This is a genomic window from Pantoea sp. JZ29 (genome assembly GCF_035190385.1).
In the GTDB taxonomy this organism is placed as follows: Bacteria; Pseudomonadota; Gammaproteobacteria; order Enterobacterales; family Enterobacteriaceae; genus Pantoea; species Pantoea stewartii.
This window is the reverse complement of sequence record NZ_CP045241.1, coordinates 1,076,609-1,098,055: the sequence shown is the minus strand read 5'-3', so window position 1 is coordinate 1,098,055 and position 21,447 is coordinate 1,076,609. Positions and strand designations below refer to the sequence as shown.

The window sequence follows — 21,447 nt, the reverse complement described above, 5'->3', positions numbered from 1 at the left end:
AACCGCTAAATAATAGCATTTTCAGCGATTAAACAAAAATTCCTCATTGTCATGGTGTGCTAGAATACCCTGTTTCCTGCTGCCCCGCTGGACTGGGGATGCGATAACCGACCAAGTGATGTAAAATACGCGGCATTATGACAAAGAAAAAAGCACACAAACCCGGTTCTGCCACCATTGCCATGAACAAGCGCGCCCGCCACGAATACTTCATTGAAGAAGAGTTCGAAGCCGGTTTGTCGCTACAGGGATGGGAAGTTAAATCACTCCGTGCAGGTAAAGCGAACATCAGCGACAGCTACATTTTGCTGCGCGATGGCGAAGCCTATCTGTTCGGTTCAACCTTCCAGCCGCTCGCCGTGGCTTCAACGCACGTAGTCTGCGATCCTACCCGCAGCCGTAAACTGCTGTTGAAAAAGCGTGAGCTGGATTCACTGTATGGCCGCGTTAATCGCGAGGGCTATACCGTTGTTGCGCTGTCGCTCTACTGGAAAAACGCCTGGTGTAAGTTAAAAATCGGCGTGGCTCGCGGTAAGAAAGAACACGACAAGCGTAACGACATCAAAGATCGTGAATGGCAAATGGACAAAGCGCGTATTATGAAGAATGCCAATCGTTAAATACTGGAATTCGATACGCTTTTTTGCTAGTATTTGAAGTTCTGGGGCTGATTCTGGATTCGACGGGATTGTGAAGCCTTAGGAGCATGCCGAGGGGCGGTTGGCCTCGTAAAAAGCCGCAAAAAAATAGTCGCAAACGACGAAAACTACGCTTTAGCAGCTTAATAACCTGCTGAGAGCCCTCTCTCCCTAGCCTCCGCTCTTAGGACGGGGATCAAGAGAGGTCAAACCCAAAAGAGATCGCGTGGATGCCCTGCCTGGGGTTGAAGCGTTAAACTTAATCAGGCTAGTCTGTCAGTGGCGTGTCCGTCCGCAGCTGACCGGCGAATGTAAAGACTGGACTAAGCATGTAGTGCCGACGGTGTAGTAATTTCGGACGCGGGTTCAACTCCCGCCAGCTCCACCAAAATTCTTTCGCGGCGATACCAGAATTGTCCGCTGAAGTCCTGAAAGCCCGCAAGGTGAAAGCTCTGCGGGCTTTTTTGTGTCTCTGACTTCCATATAGCAGGCAAAAGTTAAGCGTTATTACCTCGATCACCACCATGCTGACCGGAACGGACAACGCCGTATTAACCACCATCGAGACGCTGTAATCCTCGCGCAAGCGCGTCTCGGTCATCGGCTATTCGCTCATCCGCCTGCCCGACCAGGAGAAGTGGAGCGGCGACGGCGCGGGCATCAAGGCGATTACCGGCGGCGATGCGGTGTCCGTTGACCCCAAGTACCACGACGCCTACTCCACCCACATTCCGGCGGTGATACTGGCCGTGAACAACAACCCCATGCGCTTCACGGACCGCAGCGGGGGCGTGTCGCGCCGCCGGGTTATCCTGCACTTCGCGGAAATCATCCCGGCGGACGAGCGTGACCCGCAGCTGAAGGATAAGATACAGGCGGAGCTGGCCGTTATCGTGCGCCAGCTGATGCAGCGCTTCAGCAACCCGCAGGACGCCCGCGCTGCTTCAGCAGCAGAACTCCGGAGAGGCCATGCGCATCAAGCGCGACGCCGACCCGATGGTGGACTTCTGCGGCTACCTGTTTGCCACCGCCGAGCCGAACGGTTTGCTCATGGGTAACGCCAGCATCCGGCCGCTCCAGCCGAAGCGCTACCTCTATCACGCCTATCTGGCGTACATGGAGGCCAAAGGCTACCGCAACCCGCTCAGCATGAAGACCTTCAGCCAGGCGCTGGAGAGCATCCTGCGCGAATACGGGAAAAGCTACCTCAAGCGGCGCACGAAGCTCGGGATGCAGACCAACCTCGGGCTGACGGACGAAAGCAGCGCTGACTGGCAGCCGAAGTGCGATGATCCGAACGCAGTATGACAACGTGAACCGGCGAAGGTCGGTTTTTTTACGTTCGCCGGTCATCTGTGGTGAACGATGTGCTCAGACATTCTCAGTTCACTATAAAGTTCCCGCGCCGTCAGGCGCCCCAGCACGTCATACTCAAACGCGGTGACCAGCGGCGCCTCCTGGCTGCCCGGCAGCGGATGGCGAATCACCTCCGTCACCTGGCCCAGCGCGTCGTGGCGATACTCCGTCAGACGACCCGCGTAGTCGCGCTGGCCCGTCAGCCGCCCCGTGGCGTCATACTCAAAGCGCCAGCTCTCGCGGTTCGGGTTAATCAGCGTCGTCAGGCGGCCTAAGCGGTCATAGCGCAGGCGCGTCAGATGGCCCGCCGGGTCGGCGGCGCTCACCACCTGCCCGCGCGCGTTGCGCGTGACTTTGCGCTCGCGCAGCCCGTCGTCGTACTGCCCACACAGCAATCCCAGCAGTGGCGCGTCGAGAAGCCCGCGTCGCAGCTCACCGTCGCGGAGCGTTTCGCCTCGTCAGCGTCGATGCGCCAGCGCTCCAGCACGTTAAAACCCCGAGATTTCTGTCCGGTACGTCCAGTTAAAACCTTCGATAAAGGCATTCTGCGATGGCTTGTCCGGCTTAATAAACGCCAGCAATACACCATGTTCTTCTGCCCACTGTGCCAGCGCCAGGGAGACCAGTGTTGATCCCCTTGGGACGAAAATTTAGTTTCAGCAGGCAGTAGATCCGATGATCGCCTTTATGGTTCCGGGTTTGGTCCTGCCTGCGCAGCAGCTGCTCAACATTTACCTGTATAAGAGGGGCTGATGTTTCGGGAACAACAGGATGTGGATGGTGATTACAGTGTGCTCTACGATTTTGATGGCAGTACAATTCAAATACTGCTTGTAATCAGTATGAAGCAGTATTTTGTTAATGCCCGGGCAGCCGGGCTATTTCGTATGCTCTGTCATTAGGGTGAGTTGAAGCCGGTTCACATTTCAAGGCTTCCGGATGCGAAATAAACTACGCCAGTTTTTTCCATCTGCCTTCATTGTCTTCCACTGCACCATCGAAAGGGTTTGAGCCTAAATCGTAAATTTCGATTAAGTGAGGAAGGATTTTAAAATTTGTCATCATAGCTCTATGGTCTGAGGGATCTTGTTTTAAACCATCAACGTCACTCTTTTTAACTCGCAATACCCTGCAATTAGATATTCCACCATGATACTTACCATAATCTTTCAAAGCTAAAGGACCATAATCTTTTTGGACAAAATAGATATTATTAGATGTTATATTTTCTTCAATATCATAAATCTTAGTAGTATATTCTTCCGCATAACGATAGATGTCACTATTACGGTGGCTTACAAGGTATTTTGGCACAATAGCCTTTATTTTTATACCAGAAAGCTTAACACTTGAAGGTGTTGTGGGTTTTCCAATAACAGTGTCTACCAATCTATTCTCTTCGTCAGTTAACTTTGACATGGCATCATCCCGATTCATCTTTGTATCGACACCCTGAATGGAGAAATTAAATTTTCGGTTAAAGAGTTCATCTGCAGAAAAACCTTTTTGTGATACTTTAAAGAGCACGTTACACAGCACGCTCTCAATCTTTTTTTGATACTGACTAGCTTTATTCACAGCAAAAGAACCAGAAGAACTGGCTTCGTTTCGTCCTGTTCTCTGGCTGGCGGGTACCAAACCTTGCTGGCGTATTTGAACAGTTGCTATAGCATTACCTGTCACATGATACAAATACTCTGACATTTTTACCTCGTCACACGTCATGAATTGGACATCTACAGCTTAATCCTGCTTCATTTTCGCACGTGAATCAAAAAAAATTTACTCACAAGAGTCAATTTAAAAATATGATAAGACTGGGGCAGTCAACATAATAATCTCAAAAAAAATAAATTTAGGATTTATCTTGCATTAATATGGCAATTTAATATACCAAAAAACATGATAAATAATTACTTCGACTAAAAAATAATGTCCTTAATTAGAATTGGGCGAGTATGGTTTATACGGCATTAAGGTGCCAGACGACTTTTGTCATTTTTTTGCGGCATACTTGGGGGCCAAAACCGACGTGATTTTCGCGTAACAGCGTCAGTATGCGGTGCCGCAGAGCCTCATCAATGCGATGCGTGCCGGGCTTTCCACGCCGTGCGTCGGTAAGACCGGCTGCGCCAGACTCGCGGTAGCGGTTCATCAGCCTCTGAACCTGACGCTCGGAAAGATCCAGCTGAGGGGCCGCATCACGGCGACGCATGCGCTTCTCAGTAACAGCCTGAATGACGGTAAGACGGTGAAGTTCTTTGTTCGACGTGGTCACCAGCATCAGCAGAGATCTCCCAGAAAAGGGGGTAAACGCGCCGCATCTGGGTGACATTATGAACCAGCTAAAAAGTGACATTACTATATTGGTGCTACACAGGGTGTGCGGCCAAGGGTTGTTATGTTTAATGTGGCAGAGCTTCACTGTGAACACCATTTGATGTCCGCTCCTCGCTCATAGCGGACCTTCAGCGCCGTTCGTCCACCTTGTGCCAGAAGCGGACGTTCATCGGGTTTACGTTGTTAAATTGAGCAACCTGAATTACTGCCTGATGTCCCGGTCCGAGGGTGAGAAACATACCTGACTGACTTCCAGGGATACGGTTTTTTCACCGACCCTGTAGTCTATCAACCTACAATTCCGTACTTTCCCTGCACGCCCTCTCTTAGGGCCAGTCAGATGACATTTTCAGCCTGGCCCGGCTTCTGAACATGGCGGCACCCAGACTCATTCGCCGTGCAGCTTCCTTTTTATCCATCACCATTAAAAGTCTGGCGCAGCGTTCAGGGTCATCTGTAGCTGCGTGATTACCGGCCTTGCGAGCTGAGACAGATTCTGGTGAAACGCATATTCTTTACTGATAAATTCAGTATTTAGCGAATGCCACTCCTCTCTGAGTTATGCAATCTCCTCCCGACTAAGCCTGCCCACCGACGTTTCACGTTCTTTCGCCATATACCAGAGGTGCAGGCGAAAAGGGTCGCGGCTTCGCGGTGCTGGCCGGAGAGGTGCGGACGCTGGGGCAGCGCCGTGGCCGCGAAAGACATCAAACTCCTGATTGAGCAGGCCGTTGCCCAGGTGGAAAGCGGCGTGGAGAGCGCTACGGGAACCAGCCAGAGCATCCTGAAGATAATGGGCATGGTCGGCGAACTGGCTGAGTCCGTGGACATCCTCGCTCTGGCCTCGTCGGAGCAGATGCAGGGGATTTCGCAGGTCAGCGTGGCCGTGAGCCAGATGGACGGCCTGACGCAGAACAACGCGGCGCTGGTTGAGGAGGCGTCCCCGGTCTCCCGTTCACTCTCAGAGCAGGCTCACCCCCCTGCGGGGTATGGTGGAGGCGTTTCGCGTCTGAAATGAATGTACCGGCTCTGCTATTTTAGCGGAGCCGGCAGAAAGCTGATAGTGATTCGCACAGTACGGGGTTATCTCAGGGCTGTGATAATCCCTCAGCCAATCTTCCAGAAAGGTCGGGAACAGATTTTTTTTACATTCCAGTAAGTTACTTTATTATTTCCGTAAACTTTAACAACTTCATCAGGGCTCTCTGATGCGTCTGGTCTGAAGCTGTCGGGAACCTGAACGGCACGGCTGCCTGAAGATACATAATAAGATTTCCCGGCCTCCGGAATGACTGAAGAGTCAGTATTCTCAATAAACCTCCCGTCATTTCTGATCTGGGATACGGAATAAAAAACGCCGGGTTTTATCCTGGCCGTTATCACGCTCCCTTTTGCTTTGAAGAAGTTGGAGTCGAGCTCGTAACGATCAGACATGTCGTAGCAGCTGTCTTTATTGTTATAGACATAAGATGCCAGATAGATTGTGCCCACGTTTCCCTGACTGTTAAGGACATACAGTGTCGCAGCGTCAATTCCCTCATAGTTTGTGTAATTAAGAGGTAGGACTTTTGCGCAACCATTCAGTCCCAGACAGAGCAGGCATAACAGTATCAGCCTTTTAGATTTCATATCGTCCTGCATGGGTTAATGTATGATTTTCGCCAGTGTTCAGTAAATATTGTGTAAGCAGCTAATATATCGGCATAAACCGGCACTTCTTCAGTCGCATCTGAATCTGCCCGGTTCCGGAAATATAGCGTGTAAGGCATTCTTTATAGTAATTCGCGCACGGAAGACTGATATCGATTCAGATAGTCGGCCTGATTATCGGCAGGTACGCCCCCTGACGCTGAGGGAGGCGCCTTCATACGCCTGCCTCGACCGCGGCGTTGAGCGCAAGGATATTGGTTTGGAAGGCAATGTTTTCAATCACCGACGTAATATCCCGTACCTTCAGCGCACTCCTGAATGCTCTGCATTGTTTCGGTCATGTGATTCACCTGAGACTTGTCGGCGTCAACGGTCTTCGTTGTATTCCGGGTTGAGGTACCCGCTCAGGCCCCGTTCGCCAGTGTCTCAGGAGAGGGCAGATAAGATAGATATGTTAAGATAGCCGGGTTTACATGGGACACGAGTGATCGGGGGTGATTTATGGATATATCAGTGTCACTGGAAGAACTCGGCCATCGCATCTGCATTTTGGGCCCCTCCAACAGTGGTAAATCCACGCTGGCCAGCGCGATAGCAGCCAAAACATCTCTGCCTTTAATCCATCTGGACCAACTCCATCACCAGTTGGGTACAAAATGGATCCCCAGAAAACCAGAAGGTTTTCATCGATTACATGCCGAAGCCGTGAATACGGAAAAATGGGTGATGGATGGCAATTACACGAAGTGCTTACAACAGCGACTTGCGCGTGCCACTGGGCTGATACTGCTGAATGTTTCGATGCCTCTGGCACTGCTGCGATATATAAAGCGGTGCTATTCGTCGAGTCCCAGAATCGGTGGTCTTTATACCGGAAAGGACAGCGTGACCTGGGAAATGCTCAAATACATCACGCTGACTGCGCCGAAAAACCAGCTTCGTCACAGAGAGCTTTTCTGCCACAGCACTCTTCCAAAAGTGATGCTGAAGTCATCCCGTGATATCAGTGCCTGCTGTCAGCAATGGGGACTGGAATTACTCCGCTGAAAGTAATACACAGCAGTACGCTTCGTCTTTTGCAGGCCCCAAAAAACGATGTAAGCACACGGCAGCAACAGTACACCATTTCTGTGCTTCACCGGCATCCTCCATAGAACGTTCGCTCTGTGCCAGAAGCGGACGTTTAACACACCTTAGAATTATGTTTAGCTGTAAAAATTAATAAACCGCCTGATGATGGCCCACGTGCAGTAAGGCAGATTCAGGTGTATTCAATAATATCAAAGCCTTCATCGGTTGTTGGTTCTGAGAAATAACGCGTTATGATCTCAAATTGTTGGTCTGAGGCCGAAAACTCATGTTCTCCTTCCGCGTTACGGGCGCGTAAGCGGGATTTACATACTTCATCAGAAACTTTCAGATAGTGCAGCTGATGACTGGCTCCTGACGCTTTAATAATGCTCATCATCCATTCACGATTTGTTTGTGTGTTTGCCGGAAAATCAAGAACTACTGATAAACCAGCTTTTAGTAATGACACCAGATGAGGCTTCATGGCATTTCTTAGTCTTAATGAATACTGCACATAATCAGATATGGATTGCATTTCATTGGCAAAGAGAGTAGCCAGCCAGTGATCCTCGCTGACAATTACAGTCCTAGGTGATGATCCTAATTTTGCTGACAATGTGGATTTTCCTGATGCAATTTTTCCACATAACAAGTGCAAGACCGGTTTTTCAGGCGTTGTTATTGCAGTTGTATCCATTGTTTACCTCACTGGATTGTTACCGGTAAGGCCCGCCTTACCGGCGGGAAAATGGCGAACGTTATCCCACCTGAATTCGACAGGTGATAATAATGATTGATTTGAATAGCACAAAGTTTGTTTTCATCGACATTCAAGTTAACAGTGTCTGGATGAAAAACCAGCACTTTTTTCACATATACGCTTAATGTCCGCTTTTCGCTCATAGCGGACTAAACCAACTCCAGTACCTCACGACGTGCTCGCATTTCGACGAAGCAAGATAAGAGCTATCTTCCGATGCGGCGATTATAGCTCGGGATGCAGACCAACCCGGGGCTGACGGACGAAAGCAGCGCCGACTTACTGCCTAAGTGTGACGATTCGAATCCAGCATGACAACCTGAACCGGCGAAAGCCGGTTTTATTATGTCCATCTTTCACCCTTGGTGAAGGATATGCGTCACCCTTCACCTATCCATTACCCGTTAAACAAATGATATAATTAGATAAAATATAAAGGTGAACAGTGTGAAGGATTATTTATAAAATCTTTTTTCGTAGAATCTCGCTTTCTGGCCGCGCAACTGTTTTGATGACGTTTGAATGCCTAAAAAAGGAGCAATAAATGGACACCTCTTTTTTGAATGCACTGGACACTGAAAATCGTGAACAGTTTGACGCAGCGATTAATGCTTTGCAGGGGGATGTTGCTGCTGCCGCTCGATTATCCATAGATCCCCGCTTGCGCCTTGAGTATTCCAGGCGTATCAAAGAGATGGCTGACGATTTACGAGCCCGAGTTAATGCTGGATTGCTGACATAGGAACAGGCTGCGAAAGAAGCTCAGGAAACGCGGAATCTCATCATGGAAATGATCAGGACTCGCAGTACGCCACCTGGGCGTGCAATGGCGGAAAGGATGAAGTCATCAGGTAAGACGCTTACTGAGTTAGTTGCAAAGAAAGCGACCTCACTTTTTGGGCCTAAAACAAACTTTGCCAGCCTTTCTGAAGTGCAAAAAAACCAAGTGTATGCCAGCATCGTGGAAGCTGCGGGTAAATCTAACCCCAGCGTTAACCTGAAGATGTTGCAGCTTTCACGAGCAGGAAAAAGGCTTATCGTCCTCTCTTTAGCCATCTCTGTATATGAAATTGATACCGCTGAAAACAAGGTTGCTGAAACCGGTAAACAAATAGCGATTAACGGTGCAGGCATAGCAGGTGGTGCAGCGGGAGGTGCTTTAGCAGGTTTAGTATGCGGCCCCGGAGCACCCGTTTGTGTTTTAATTGGTGGATTTGTAGGTGGTGCACTTGCCGCTTTTGAAATGGGACGTTTTTGGGGGTAGTCATGGAACAAACTCTCTCGGTAAAGCTTGTTGAGAAAAGTAAAGCGACTGATTTTCAGCAGGCCGTTTCTAAAGTAGTGATCGATAACGAACCGACGGGTATCACTATAAAAGGACAGGTACTCGAAGCCTCAGTTAAAGTCGACAATGACAGGTATATTCTTTTTACAACGGATGATGTGATATTTGAGGAGTTTCTTACTGTTACTCTCATCAGCCTGAGTCAAGGGATTGTTGAAAGTTTGCAGGTTGGCAATGCGTATTCATCAGGCTCTTTCGAGGCGCTGTCTGTCAATCACAAAACCATTGAGTTCAATTTCATTGGCGGGTCTGTCTGGACAATTAAAGTGAACGACACCCCAAAGCTCCGTGTTCCATTCTTTTCCGATCCGCGTGGTGTAAAACGCTCTTCAGGTCTAAAAGCGTATCTGACCATAGATGCAAAGCCATCGCCCTCCCCAACATAAAAAACCTTTTAACAAAAGCAATTGGTATACGCTTAGGTATACCAATTATTTTTATATTGGATATTTATATTAAATTTCATGCAGATAGGTGATTTATTCAGATTCCGCCAGCGATGAAATCCTGAAAGCCCACACGGCGCAAGCCTGCGGGCTTTTTTGTCCCCTCCTGTGCCTTTGAAACCCGCATTCAAAACTTACCGGTTCCAGAGAAGCATGGTCATTGATTGCAGGTATCCGATATTGACTGACTTAATGGCCCATGCGTCATGGTAGACCTCAATGCATTACGGGAAAACCATTATTCATTTAAATAACGCTATTATGCTAAGCCAGCTTATTTCACAAAACAGAATCAAATATTTCACATAATCAGACTTATTATTGATCCAAGTCATTTTTCTCAACTTCTTAACAATTATATAAATTAACAAGAACATCTTTTACCTTTCGTAAATATCATCCAAAACGTAAAAAAAGATAATATTAAAAAGAAACTTACAGGCAGGGAATTATTCAGAAATCCAATCAGCAAAAGAAGAAATTCTTCGTCTTAAATCTTTATATATCAAAGGCCTGTCTTACATAAAAAGCAACTACCCTTTCCCGCTTCCAGATCATTCCCGCCGATCCTGAATCATTAAAATTCCCACGCAATTACCCTGCGCATTTATTTCACCGCCAACTGATAATGATTATTGATTTGATTCCCATTTATATATCACCTTATGCTGTTTATCAGCCCGTAAATATCTTCAGGACAAACAACCGTTAAAGGATTAACCGTTATGACGTCGTTAACCCCTCTCGCCCGTCGTATCAAAACCAGTCTGTTCATTCCCGTTTTTGGCATAGCTTCACCTGCGTTTGCTGAGCCGGAGATCACCGATCCCGATGAAGAGGTGATGGTGGTGACGGCTTCAGCTGTCGAACAGCGTCTGAAAGATGCTCCGGCATCAATTTCCGTGATTACCGCACAGCAACTGGCACAGGACGTTGGTAAATCGGCCACGGATCTTGCGGATGTGCTGGAACGTGTCGCGGGCGTATCCAAAGCCATCGGAACAGATGTGGGCTCCGGTATTCAACTGCGCGGTATGCCAGCGGCGTATACGCTGTTGCTGGTTGATGGCAAACGCATGAGCTCCAGCAACGGCATCAAAAGCACGCAACAAAACTATTTCGACGATATCAACTGGATCCCCGTTGATGCCATTGAACGCATCGAAGTGGTGCGGGGACCGATGTCCGCGCTCTATGGCTCGGATGCGATGGGCGGCGTGGTGAATATCATCACGAAGAAAAACAGTGATGTCTGGCACGGTACCTTAACCGCAGGCACGCGCCAGCCGCAGGACGATAAGCGGGGAAGTACCCAGACCTGGACAGGTAGCGTTGGCGGCCCACTGGGGAAAGGGTTTGACCTGCGTCTGAATGGTTCGTGGAATAAGCGCCAGGCGGATAAAAGCGACACCGGCGCACTGCGCTGGGGAAGCGGTCAGGAGGGACGCAAGAATGAAAATTACGGTGCCGAACTGGGCTGGGATATTACCCGCCAGCATCGGCTGACGATCTCTACGCAGCAGGGAACCGAAGAAGGTCTTCCCGGCGTCGCCAGTAACGGCAGTGAAATTAATCTGCGCGGGGCCAGTAAGCTTGAGCGTGAAAACTATGCGCTGGATTACCGCGGCATTTTTGCATTTGGCACGGCGAAGCTAAGCGCTTATCAGAATAAATTTAAAAACTGGGTGTCGGACGTACCGGTTATCGCCAACGGCGCGGTGAAGGGCAGCGAGGACAGCACGTTGTGGAATAAAGAATCCATTATTGAAGGCGATCTCAACCTGCCCTTCGAACTCGGTTTGCCCCAAAACCTGACCGTGGGCGCGCAATGGAAAAAAGAAGAGCTGCATAACCCGCGCTCGCTGGGCGTGACAGCTGACGCGGCCGATACCTTTGGTAAACATACTGGCGAAGCGAAAAGCACCGGCATCTTCATCGAAAACCAGATTGACCTGCGGGACGATCTGGCCCTGACGCTGGGCCTGCGCCGGGATAATACCGATTACGGCAACCGGACCACGCCACGCGCCTATCTTGTCTGGCAAGCCACGGATGCTCTGACGTTGAAAGGCGGCTATTCCGAAGGCTTTAAGGCGCCCAGCGTTCGTCAGGCCAGCAAAGGCTTTATCGAAACCTCCCGCGGTGCCGGCTGTAACGGCTATGCCGATTACCAGGGCGGGAGCTGTTATACCCTGGGGAATGACGCGCTGAAGCCTGAATTGTCGCAGAACTGGGAAGTGGGCGCCCTGTACGATTATGCGGGATGGGGCGTGGGCTTAACCTTCTTTGACAGCCGCTTTCAGGACAAAATTGCTTCCGCGCCGGTGGGCTATATTCCGGGCGATGCGTCCGGTAGCTACTGGCTGAAGCGCGTCAATCTGGATACCGCCCGCACGCAGGGCGTGGAAGGCAGCCTGACGGTGCCTCTGATTACGGAAGAGAAAGGCCCCTGGCTGAAAAGCCTGACCCTGAATAACACTTTTACGCGCATGATCAAAGCGGAAGACACACTGGGCGTCATGTTGGTGACCACACCAAAACTCGCCACCTGGTCCTCGCTGGACTGGCAGGTCAATGAGGCGATCAGTCTGTCGATGACCGCCAAATACTACGGAAAAATGCTGGGGCTGAATAACCGCGCGGATCAGGCCGCACGCGGCAATACCGCAACTGCACGTATCCGCCAGGCCTATATGATTTATGGCCTGTCCGGGCAGTACCGGGCGACCAGGCATCTGAAATTCAACATGGGCGTCGATAACCTTTTCGATAAAAATCCGGTGTCCGCGCAACCCTCAGCCGGTACCACCAGCGGCAATAACTATTACGTTCCCGGACGAACGCTGTACGCCTCCGTGACGGCTTCGTTCTGATAACACTGAGGGTCCGCTCGCCATGCTGAACATACCACGTACCCAGGGCGGAAAGCGGATGGTCAGCCCGACAACCGGGCACACTTTTACGGACAATGACAACGTACAAGGAGAAGGTATGCGTTTTTCCCGTCTGGCAGGTTTACTGGCGCTCGCCTGCTTACTGAGCGCGCCGTTGGCGTCGGCCAGCAACGCGCCCAGCGTCCAGCTGTCGCATTTTCAGGGCACAACGGCCATTCCTCTGCATCCCCAACGTGTGGTGATCTTAAACCCGGTAACGCTGGACAGTGCCGATGCGTTAGGAATTCATCCGCTGGGCGTGCCCCGGACCGCGATAAGCTATCCGGCCCATCTGGCGCGCTACAACAGTGATGAGTACCTCAATGCGGGCACGTTATTTGAGCCTGACTATGAGGCCCTGAGCCACGCCAGGCCGGATCTGATTCTGGCCGGCGGCAGAGCCCTGGCGGCCTATAACAAACTCAGCGACATTGCGCCGACCGTATCGCTGGATATCGATCCCAATGATGTTTTAAACAGCCTGCGTCAGCGAACCACGCAACTGGGCGAAATCATGGGTAAACAGGCGCAGGCGAGCACCGTTCTGGCGAGATTTGATGCGCAGGTTGCTGACCTTCGCCGCCAGGCGGCTCAGGCAGGCACGGCCATGATGCTGATGGTCAACGGCGGCAAACTCAGTGCTTACACACCGCATTCCCGCTTTGGTTTTATTTTTGATGTCCTGCAGTTCAGACCGGCCATCGCCCTGCCGACCGCCAGTAAACACGGAAACGCCATTTCGCCCGAACTCATCATGCAGGCCAATCCGGACTGGCTGTTCGTTCTGGATCGCGACAGCGCCATCGGCAGCAAGGCGGGCGTTTCTGCCCGGCAGGTACTGGATAATCCGCTGGTGCGCCGCACCACGGCATGGAAAAAACAGCAGATAATCTGGCTGGATTCGGCCTCGTTGTACCTCGCTGGCGGGATCCAGAGTTACAGCCTGATGATGGAGCAGATCAGGCAGGCACTCAGCACAGCCGGCGTCCGCCCAGAATGAAGTCCGTGGCCTTTAGCTTTAGCCTGATCCTGCTGGGGGCGCTGATGATGCTCAGTGTGATGACGGGCGTCACGCAGCTGTCACTGATGGACGTGTGGCGCGATGCCGACATGCGGGAGATTATGTGGTTGAGTCGCGTGCCGCGCACGGTCGCGCTGGTGCTGGCTGGCAGCGCCATGAGCGTTGCAGGGCAAATCATGCAAATGCTGACGCAAAACCGTTTTGTCGAGCCCTCTGTCGTGGGCACGACACAGTCCGCCGGTCTGGGCTTACTGCTGGTCATGCTGTTTTATCCCGCCGCGCCCGTCATAGTCAAAATGGGCATTGCCGCCCTGTTCGCCCTGGCCGGTACCCTGCTGTTTATGCTGTTAATCGCCCCTGTTCGTCAGAAAAGCGCCCTTATTGTGCCGCTGACCGGCATCATGTTGGGGGCCGTTTTCAGTTCGGTCACCACCTTTCTGGCGATGCAGTTTGACCTGCTGCAGGCGCTGGGCAGTTGGGAATCGGGGGATTTTTCCAGCGTGATGCAGGGGCGCTATGAACTGCTGTGGCTAGTAGGGATGATCGCCCTGCTCGCTGGCCTGCTTGCCGACCGTTTCACGGTCGCCGGTTTAGGGCATGATTTTTCCGTAAACGTCGGGCTGAACTACCGTCGTGTTCAGCTCACGGGCATGGCGATGATTGCGCTCATCAGCGGCGTGGTTATCGTGGTCGTCGGGGTCCTGCCGTTCCTGGGGTTAATCGTGCCGAATATTGTCAGCCTGATGGCTGGCGATAACCTGCGACGCACCGTGCACTGGGTCGCGCTGACGGGGGCTATGCTGGTAGTAAGCTGCGATATCCTGGGGCGGCTTATCGTGCAGCCGTTCGAGATCCCGGTCAGTACGTTGCTCGGTGTACTGGGCGCGGCGGTGTTTCTGCTGCTGATTATGAAGGGGAAACGCCATGGCCGTTGAGTGTTCGCTGCCGTCTCGCGTGCTGAACAGGATGCGCTCCCCTGCCGGACGGCTGTGTTTGCTGACCATCATCGCGATTGCGCTCTGCACGCTGTTTCTGACCCTTAACCTGCAGGGCAATATCGGCTATCTCCTGAAACACCGCGGGCAGATTTTACTGACAATGGTGCTGGTTGCGTTTGCCTCGGGCATCAGCACGCTGCTTTTCCAGACCATCACGCAAAACCGCATTCTTACGCCGTCGATCATGGGGCTGGAGTCGCTGTTTATTTTACTTCAGACGCTGATGGTCTTTTTTATTCACCTGTCGCCGTTGAGCCAGACCTACCCTGTGGTGCAGTTTCTGGGCGAAACGGCGCTTCTGATGCTGTTTGCCACGCTGCTTTACCGCTGGTTATTTAACCGCAGCGGGCTGGAACTTCAGCGCGTCTTACTGGCAGGCCTGGTGTTCGGCACGCTGTTCCGCAGTCTGTCCGGACTGATGCAGCGCCTGCTATCACCGGGAGAATTTGCCGTTTTACAGAGCCGGATGTTTGCCACCTTTACCCGCGCCGACAGCGACGTCCTGCTGTTGTCAGGCAGCGTCATTGCTGTTGTGACGGTAATCATCTGGCGCATGCGCCATCGCCTTGACGTGCTGGCGCTGGGCAGCGATACCGCCACCGCACTCGGCGTGCCCGTTCAGCGCTACGTGACCGGTCTGTTGCTGCTCATCTCCCTGCTGGTAGCGATCTCAACCGCGCTGGTGGGGCCAATGACGTTTCTGGGCTTGTTGATCGTGAATCTGGCCTGGCCCGCCATGGGCTCATGGCGTCATCGCGAGATGCTGCCTGCCGTGGTACTCATCGGCATGATTACGCTGACCGGCGGACAGCTCATTCTGGAGCGACTGCTGGACAGGGCAGGCACGCTGTCCGTCATCATTGAATGTGTTGGCGGTGGACTCTTTCTTTATCTGGTGCTTAAAAAGGTGGCAACGTGATTGAAGTGGTGAATGTGAATAAGCGCTACGGCACGCTTTCTGTTCTCAACAATATCAATGAAACCCTGCCCGCGTCGGGCATTACTGCCATCATTGGTCCTAACGGTGCCGGAAAATCCTCTCTGCTGTCGGTGATGAGCCGACTGCTGACGCCGGACAGCGGTGAAATCAGAATCGATTCGCTGGTCGTGAACGAGGCGCACACTGAACAGCTGGCGAAAGTGCTGTCGGTGCTGCGGCAGGAGAATCATTTTACCCATCGGCTGACGGTGTACGATCTGGTCAGTTTTGGCCGCTATCCCTGGTCAAAAGGACGGATAACGGAAGCGGACAGGCACCATATTGAGCAGGCGCTGTATTTTCTGGATTTGTTGCCGCTGGCACAGCGTTATCTGGATGAGTTGTCCGGCGGGCAGCGGCAGCGGGCCTTTGTGGCGATGGTGCTGTGCCAGGATACGCAGTACGTTCTGTTAGATGAACCGCTAAATAATCTGGATATGAAACACAGCGTGGCCATGATGCAGCAATTGCGACGAGCGGCGGATGAACTGCACAAATCCATCATTCTGGTTATTCATGATATCAATTTCGCCTCCGCCTATTCCGACTACATCATTGCCATGAAAAACGGCGCCGTTTTTATGCGCGGTACGCCAGCCGACATCATGCAGCCGGACGTGCTGACGCGGCTGTTTGAGATTCCGGTGGCGATTGAAACGGTGGCGGATCAGCGGATAGCGATCTATTACCGCTAACCTGACTCACGCTTTCGTGGCGCGGAAGCGGAGCCGCGGACGTCGCCGCGCGGTCCGCTTTATCACTGGCCGATTGCAGGCAAGCGGAGAAACGCGGATGCGCCCGGCTGAGCAGTAGAATACATGTCGGAGTTCTGCCTGCACACGGGGCGGAGGACGGCAGCACATGCCTGCCCTGCTCAGCCGCCGAACGGTTCTTGACCCAACCGCGCGGCACTGCCCGCTATTTACCCCAGTAAACCCCATCGCAAAACGGCTTTCTGGCCCCTAACTGAGCCGACAATCTGGCGGCACTTTCCCGCATCAGGTCACCCAGCCCTGCCGCTTTGCGGTCCAGGGTTAAGCGTGATGACGGACCGGTCAGCGCCAGGGCGGCCGTTAATTTATCCCCTTCGCCAAACACCGGGATGGCAAAGGCGGCAGTGTGCGGATCGCGCGCCCCCGACGTATAGAGCGGTAAGTCCGGTGTCTCAGCAAACAGGGGTTCGCCCATTCCCCAGTAACGCAGCACCTGGCTAATCGCCGAGTTATCCAGAGGATAAAGCGAGCCCGGCAGTCGCGTATGGCGCAGGCCATCCGACGATTCCGCACGGAAGACGCAAAGACGCTGACCGTTATCAATCACATACCAGCTGGCGCTTTCATGGGTTGCCGAAGCCAGCGCCTGTAGCTCGGGCTGGACCACGCTGGCCAGATGAAACGACTGTTCGTAGAGCTTGCCCAGATACAGCAGTCTTGGTCCCAGGGTATAAATCCCGTTATCCCGTCTGACTACATAACTCATGCGTTCCAGCGAATTCATCAGGCGATAAACGGTGGTTTTGTGGTAGCCCGAGAGCTGCGACAGCGCCGTCAGGGACAGGCTTTCTTCGCCTGGCTTAAAACAATCCAGCAATGCCAGCGCCTTCTCTACCGCATTAACCCCTTCGTTTCCCATTTCGCTTCTCCTGATTTTTGCTGGCACTGAGTGTACCTGAAACTGTGAGTCACATCTTATTTACATCACAAACAAGCTCGCAACACTGGCGCGAGCGTCAGTGTCACCGATATAGTAATTTCATTATGTACAACACAGTTTTACTCTGTAAAACATCAAACCTGTGAGGTGACCCATGTCCGCGAACGAAAAACCGATGATCAACCGCGACGTTACGCGAGTCAGTCATGATTATGTCAGACGTGCCGCTGAATTTCAGGCCGCGATTATTGCGGATGTCGCGGGCAGACGAGGCACGCTCCATGGCCGCGTTAAGCCACTGGGTGCGCATATGAAAGTGGCCGGACCGGCGGTAACGGTGGAAGTGCGTTCAGGTGATAACCTGGCGATCCATGCTGCGCTGGCGGTGGCCAAACCCGGCGATGTCATCGTGGTAGACGGTAAAGGCGATATCAGTTGTGCGCTGCTAGGCGAAATCATGGCGACCCAGGCAGAAGCGTCCGGCATTGCCGGCATTATCATCGATGGCGCGGTCAGGGATGCGGATGCGCTGAGCAACCACACCTATCCGATTTTCGCCGCTGGCCTGAATCCATGTGGCCCGACCAAGCTGATTCCCGGTCGTGTGAATTACCCGGTTTCTGTGGCCGGTGCGACGATCAACGCGGGCGATCTGGTGGTCGGTGATATCGATGGTGTGGTGGTCGTCCCACGTGACGAGGTCGAATTGGTGCTGGAACTCGCGGCGAAAAAGCTGGATATGGAAACCCGCCGTATTGCGGCAATCAAAGCCGGAGACAAAAGACCGACCTGGCTGAACGGTGCCCTGCGTGCAGCAGGCATGTTAGCGGAAGGGGAGGAACTCTGATGCGCAAACAGGATACTGTCATTATTACCGGCGCTGACATCGCCCCCGCCGCGCTTGCGATGCTGAACGATTATGAAGTGGTGTTTGCGGGCACCAGGCCAACCGAAGACGATCTGGTCGCGCTGTGCCAGCAGTATAATCCCGTCGGAATCGTGGTGCGCTATGGAAAAATTAACGCCCGCATCATGGACGCCGCGCCTGCGCTGCGCGTGATCTCTAAACATGGCAGCGGCATTGACGTTATTGATCAAGCCGCGGCGGCCGAACGAAACATCAGCGTTCAGTCTGCGCCGGGTGCCAACGCGGCGGCGGTGGCTGAACATACCTGGGCAATGATTCTGGCCTGCACCAAATCCCTGATTCCGCTGAATCGCCGGATGCGTGACGGTCACTGGGACAAATCCAGCCACAAGTCCCTTGAACTGGAAGGCCGGACGCTCGGGCTCGTGGGCCTCGGCGCGATTGGCGGTCGGGTGGCCGATATTGGCCGCGTGTTTGGTATGCAGGTTATTGCTTACGATCCCTGGGCGAAAACGCTGCCCGCGGGCTGTGAGCAGGTGGACGACTTAGCCACGCTGTATGCGCGCGCGGATATTGTGTCGCTGCACTGTCCGCTGACCGCGCAAAACAGCAAGATGATTAATGACCAGGCGCTGGCACAGTTCAAACCCGGCGCCGTGCTGGTGAATACCGCACGCGGTGGACTGATTGATGACGATGCTCTGGTGCGTGCGCTCAGGAGCGGCAGGCTCAGTTGGGCGGCGCTGGACAGCTTTACTGTGGAGCCGCTGACCGCGCCCAACCTCTGGCAGACGGTAGAAAACGTCATTATTACCCCGCACATCGGCGGCGTGAGCGATAACTCTTACGTGAAAATGGGGACAGCTTCCGTGACCAATCTGCTGAAGATCTTAGCGCAGAAGGAAGCGACGGTATGATGTGCCTGACTACACCGGAGATCAGGCAGACCACGGTATTTACCCGGCTGCCCGATCGTTTCCGCCAACCTGACAGCCGCAATGCCTGGGCGGTCGCTAATCGCGGCGGCCAGCTGACCGATTCATTTCTGGAAGGGCCGGTCTGGCATCCCTCGGGTTGCCTGTACCTGACCGATATTCCGTATGGCCGCATATTCCGTGTCGATATGGCGGGCAACTGGGAGCTCGTGGTGCAGTACGACGGCGAACCCAACGGCATGAAACTGACCGATCCCGATACGCTTCTGATCACGGATTACCGTCACGGCCTGATGAAGCTGTGCCTCAAGGAGAACACGATCGCGCCGTGGCTGTCGCGCCGTAACAGCGAAAGTTTTCGCGGCGTGAACGATCTAACCCCTGACAGCCGGGGCAATCTTTATTTCACCGATCAGGGGCAAACGGGGCTGCACGATCCGTCCGGACGCGTTTACCGGCTCAGCCAGGACGGGCAACTGTCCGTTCTGCTGGATAACTGCCCAAGTCCAAACGGCCTGGTGCTGTCACCCGACGAGAAGGTGCTGTATGTCGCCATGACGCGCGGCAATGCGATCTGGCGCGTACCGCTTCAGCGTGACGGATCGGTCAGCAAAGTCGGCCAGTTCTTTACCTCGCACGGGCCAAGCGGTCCTGATGGTATCGCCGTCAACGCGCAGGGCGAACTGTTGATTGCTAACCCGGGGCTGGGCCGCGTCTGGCTGTTAAACGATATGGCAGAGCCGATTGAGATTCTGACCAGCCCGGTCGGACGATCCACCACCAACCTCTGTTTTGGCGGCGATCAGCGCCGGCAGTTATTTATCACCGAATCTGTCAGCGGCAGCATTCTTACCTGCTCAATGCAAACGCCAGGCCACCCGCTGCCCTTTCTTTCCACTGCTTTTCTCTGAGAATAACTCTGCGTTGACGCAACGCAGCGGAGACAACCATGAATCTGCACTCAACGCCTTCCCGCTCAATGACGGAGCAGGATGACGTGCCCGTGTCCCATGACGGCATGACTCAAACGGATTTTGAACAAAGTGAAGTCGCGGCAGGCAAAGCCTTTCGCCGTATCCTGCCTTTTATTTTTATCTGCTACGTGGTCAGTTATCTGGATCGCACGAATGTCAGCTTTGCCGCGCTGGGCATGAACGCGGATCTAGGGATTACAGCAGAGCAGTTTGGCTTTGGCGCGGGCATGTTCTTTATCGGGTATTTCCTTTTCGAAGTGCCCAGTAATCTGATCATGCAAAAAGTAGGTGCCCGCATCTGGATCGCCCGTATTATGATTTCGTGGGGGTTGATCTCCATGGCCACCGCCTTCGTCACCGGTCCCGTCAGCTTTGCCTTTGCCCGTTTCTGCCTGGGCGTGGCGGAAGCGGGCTTCACCCCGGGCATTTACCTGTTTTTTACCTACTGGTTCCCCGGCAGCTGGCGCGCCAAAATCACGGCCGCCTTTCTGGTCGGCATTCCCGTGGCGAATATTATCGGTGCGCCGTTATCCGGCATGTTGATGCAAATTACCGGACACGACACTATCCGCAACTGGCAGTGGCTGTTGCTGCTGGAAGGCTTTCCGGCGGTAATACTTGGTGTCATGTGCCTGTTCTTTTTACATGACCGTCCGGCCAAAGCGGGCTGGCTAAGCGAGGCGGAAAAAGTGTTGCTGAGCAGGCGGCTGGCGAATGAACAGAAAAAGATCGAACAGGCACACGGTTCCAGCCTGCGGGATGCAATGCGTAATCCCCTGCTCTACCTTCTGGCTTTTATTAACTTTTGCGGCATTGTCGGCTCAATTGGCGTAGGTTTGTGGATGCCGCAGATTATCAAACAGCTTGGCGTCAGCCACACCGCGACGGGTTTTCTGACCGCGTTGCCCTATATCTGTGGCGCCTTCAGCATGCTGTTTTGGGCACAGCGCGCGAATGCTTCCCGCCACCGTATTCGCTGGATCAGCGCGGCGCTGGTGATCGCCGCCGTGGCGTTAGGCTGCAGCGCCCTCATTGATGAACCCGTCCTCAAAATGCTTGCGCTGTGTTTCACTGTGAGCGGCATCCTGGCATTTCAGGCATCATTCTGGGCGCTGCCTTCCGGTTTTTTGACAGGGAGCGCGGCGGCGGGCGGACTGGCGATGATTGTCTCGATTGGTAATCTGGGCGGCTTCGTGGGCCCTTCGCTTATTGGCTATGTGCGCCAGACCAGCGGTGGCTTTATGTGGGCACTGCTGGCGGTGTCGGCGGTGCTGCTGCTGGGAGCCTTCTGCGTAGCGTCCGTCAAGGACCCTTACCGTCACACCTGACCGGACAAAACGACCACGCCGCCGACATTCAGGGTGGCGTGATGTCGCCTCGGATTATGGCCTCAGTTAACTAACCCCGACGCACGATCTGAATGGACACAAAGCCACGCCAATATCAGAGGCGGCGTGGTTTTATCCCCCACGGCTTCATT

At 53.2% G+C, this 21,447-nt stretch carries 18 protein-coding genes, 1 other RNA gene and 6 pseudogenes; 17 read left to right on the top strand and 8 right to left on the bottom strand.

Annotated features, from left to right (window positions below):
- Nucleotides 1-137: 137 nt before the first annotated feature.
- The 3 genes and pseudogenes from smpB to GC090_RS05265 form a co-directional block, all read left to right on the top strand.
- Nucleotides 138-620 (top strand): SsrA-binding protein SmpB, encoded by a 483-nt coding sequence (gene smpB / locus GC090_RS05275; protein WP_033740943.1) that lies wholly within the window; start codon nucleotides 138-140, stop codon nucleotides 618-620.
- A 43-nt stretch (nucleotides 621-663) separates the two neighbouring features.
- Nucleotides 664-1,026, top strand: a transfer-messenger RNA (tmRNA) gene (gene ssrA, locus GC090_RS05270).
- A 127-nt stretch (nucleotides 1,027-1,153) separates the two neighbouring features.
- A pseudogene (locus GC090_RS05265) lies at nucleotides 1,154-1,946 on the top strand (primase-like DNA-binding domain-containing protein); the annotation flags it as partial.
- A gap of 89 nt (nucleotides 1,947-2,035) precedes the next feature.
- On the opposite strand, the pseudogene GC090_RS05260 reads toward GC090_RS05265, so the two are convergent.
- From GC090_RS05260 to GC090_RS05245, 4 genes and pseudogenes are all read right to left on the bottom strand, one after another.
- Nucleotides 2,036-2,392, bottom strand: a pseudogene (locus GC090_RS05260) (hypothetical protein); the annotation flags it as partial.
- A gap of 93 nt (nucleotides 2,393-2,485) precedes the next feature.
- Nucleotides 2,486-2,629 (bottom strand): annotated as a pseudogene (locus tag GC090_RS05255) (integrase core domain-containing protein); the annotation flags it as partial.
- Nucleotides 2,630-2,945: 316 nt separating this feature from the next.
- The gene (locus GC090_RS05250) at nucleotides 2,946-3,698 is read right to left on the bottom strand and encodes a hypothetical protein (protein ID WP_205955580.1); all 753 of its coding nucleotides are present in this window, start codon (nucleotides 3,696-3,698) and stop codon (nucleotides 2,946-2,948) included.
- A 292-nt stretch (nucleotides 3,699-3,990) separates the two neighbouring features.
- Nucleotides 3,991-4,278: pseudogene (locus GC090_RS05245) on the bottom strand (helix-turn-helix domain-containing protein); the annotation flags it as partial.
- 683 nt (nucleotides 4,279-4,961) lie between these two features.
- On the opposite strand from GC090_RS05245, the pseudogene GC090_RS05240 reads away from it, so the two are divergent.
- Nucleotides 4,962-5,347 (top strand): annotated as a pseudogene (locus tag GC090_RS05240) (methyl-accepting chemotaxis protein); the annotation flags it as partial.
- Nucleotides 5,348-5,441: 94 nt separating this feature from the next.
- On the opposite strand, the gene GC090_RS05235 reads toward GC090_RS05240, so the two are convergent.
- Nucleotides 5,442-5,963 (bottom strand): hypothetical protein, encoded by a 522-nt coding sequence (locus GC090_RS05235; RefSeq protein WP_324021027.1) that lies wholly within the window; start codon nucleotides 5,961-5,963, stop codon nucleotides 5,442-5,444.
- A gap of 244 nt (nucleotides 5,964-6,207) precedes the next feature.
- Nucleotides 6,208-6,325 (bottom strand): annotated as a pseudogene (locus tag GC090_RS23250) (methyl-accepting chemotaxis protein); the annotation flags it as partial.
- A gap of 160 nt (nucleotides 6,326-6,485) precedes the next feature.
- On the opposite strand from GC090_RS23250, the gene GC090_RS05225 reads away from it, so the two are divergent.
- Nucleotides 6,486-7,031, top strand: coding sequence for a P-loop NTPase family protein (locus GC090_RS05225; protein WP_324021025.1), 546 nt, complete (start codon nucleotides 6,486-6,488; stop codon nucleotides 7,029-7,031).
- A gap of 214 nt (nucleotides 7,032-7,245) precedes the next feature.
- Here GC090_RS05225 and GC090_RS05220 read toward each other — a convergent pair whose 3' ends face one another.
- Nucleotides 7,246-7,752 carry a P-loop nucleotide/nucleoside kinase family protein gene (locus tag GC090_RS05220; RefSeq protein ID WP_324021023.1) on the bottom strand — a complete coding sequence of 169 codons (507 nt, stop codon included), beginning with the start codon at nucleotides 7,750-7,752 and terminating at the stop codon, nucleotides 7,246-7,248.
- A 607-nt stretch (nucleotides 7,753-8,359) separates the two neighbouring features.
- Between GC090_RS05220 and GC090_RS05215 the strand changes: the two genes are divergently transcribed.
- From GC090_RS05215 to GC090_RS05180, 8 genes are all read left to right on the top strand, one after another.
- On the top strand, nucleotides 8,360-8,557 hold the full coding sequence (locus tag GC090_RS05215; RefSeq protein WP_324021021.1) for a hypothetical protein: 198 nt from the start codon (nucleotides 8,360-8,362) through the stop codon (nucleotides 8,555-8,557).
- A gap of 42 nt (nucleotides 8,558-8,599) precedes the next feature.
- Nucleotides 8,600-9,079, top strand: a complete 480-nt coding sequence (locus GC090_RS05210; RefSeq protein WP_324021019.1) for a hypothetical protein — start codon at nucleotides 8,600-8,602, stop codon at nucleotides 9,077-9,079.
- A gap of 2 nt (nucleotides 9,080-9,081) precedes the next feature.
- On the top strand, nucleotides 9,082-9,546 hold the full coding sequence (locus tag GC090_RS05205; protein ID WP_324021017.1) for a hypothetical protein: 465 nt from the start codon (nucleotides 9,082-9,084) through the stop codon (nucleotides 9,544-9,546).
- Nucleotides 9,547-10,331: 785 nt separating this feature from the next.
- On the top strand, nucleotides 10,332-12,479 hold the full coding sequence (locus GC090_RS05200; RefSeq protein WP_324021015.1) for a TonB-dependent receptor domain-containing protein: 2,148 nt from the start codon (nucleotides 10,332-10,334) through the stop codon (nucleotides 12,477-12,479).
- A gap of 118 nt (nucleotides 12,480-12,597) precedes the next feature.
- Nucleotides 12,598-13,539 (top strand): siderophore ABC transporter substrate-binding protein, encoded by a 942-nt coding sequence (locus tag GC090_RS05195; protein WP_324021519.1) that lies wholly within the window; start codon nucleotides 12,598-12,600, stop codon nucleotides 13,537-13,539.
- Nucleotides 13,536-14,495, top strand: coding sequence for an ABC transporter permease (locus GC090_RS05190; RefSeq protein ID WP_324021013.1), 960 nt, complete (start codon nucleotides 13,536-13,538; stop codon nucleotides 14,493-14,495). The genes GC090_RS05195 and GC090_RS05190 overlap by 4 nt, the downstream gene beginning before the upstream one ends.
- Entirely contained in the window at nucleotides 14,485-15,477 is a 993-nt protein-coding gene (locus GC090_RS05185; protein ID WP_054633282.1) for an iron chelate uptake ABC transporter family permease subunit, read from the top strand. The genes GC090_RS05190 and GC090_RS05185 overlap by 11 nt, the downstream gene beginning before the upstream one ends.
- A complete protein-coding gene (locus GC090_RS05180; protein WP_324021011.1) occupies nucleotides 15,474-16,232 on the top strand; it encodes an iron ABC transporter ATP-binding protein in 759 nt (252 codons plus the stop codon). The genes GC090_RS05185 and GC090_RS05180 overlap by 4 nt, the downstream gene beginning before the upstream one ends.
- Before the next feature lie 223 nt (nucleotides 16,233-16,455).
- Here GC090_RS05180 and GC090_RS05175 read toward each other — a convergent pair whose 3' ends face one another.
- A complete protein-coding gene (locus GC090_RS05175) occupies nucleotides 16,456-17,169 on the bottom strand; it encodes an IclR family transcriptional regulator (RefSeq protein ID WP_033739386.1) in 714 nt (237 codons plus the stop codon).
- A gap of 175 nt (nucleotides 17,170-17,344) precedes the next feature.
- Here GC090_RS05175 and GC090_RS05170 point away from each other — a divergent pair, with 175 nt between their 5' ends.
- The 4 genes from GC090_RS05170 to GC090_RS05155 are packed head-to-tail and all read left to right on the top strand — an operon-like array spanning nucleotide 17,345 to nucleotide 21,295.
- Nucleotides 17,345-18,037 carry an RraA family protein gene (locus GC090_RS05170; protein ID WP_054633280.1) on the top strand — a complete coding sequence of 231 codons (693 nt, stop codon included), beginning with the start codon at nucleotides 17,345-17,347 and terminating at the stop codon, nucleotides 18,035-18,037.
- Nucleotides 18,037-18,975, top strand: a complete 939-nt coding sequence (locus tag GC090_RS05165; protein ID WP_205956900.1) for a hydroxyacid dehydrogenase — start codon at nucleotides 18,037-18,039, stop codon at nucleotides 18,973-18,975. The genes GC090_RS05170 and GC090_RS05165 overlap by 1 nt, the downstream gene beginning before the upstream one ends.
- Nucleotides 18,972-19,904 (top strand): SMP-30/gluconolactonase/LRE family protein, encoded by a 933-nt coding sequence (locus tag GC090_RS05160; RefSeq protein ID WP_324021008.1) that lies wholly within the window; start codon nucleotides 18,972-18,974, stop codon nucleotides 19,902-19,904. The genes GC090_RS05165 and GC090_RS05160 overlap by 4 nt, the downstream gene beginning before the upstream one ends.
- 38 nt (nucleotides 19,905-19,942) lie before the next feature.
- Nucleotides 19,943-21,295 (top strand): MFS transporter, encoded by a 1,353-nt coding sequence (locus tag GC090_RS05155; RefSeq protein WP_039340082.1) that lies wholly within the window; start codon nucleotides 19,943-19,945, stop codon nucleotides 21,293-21,295.
- Nucleotides 21,296-21,447: the final 152 nt, after the last annotated feature.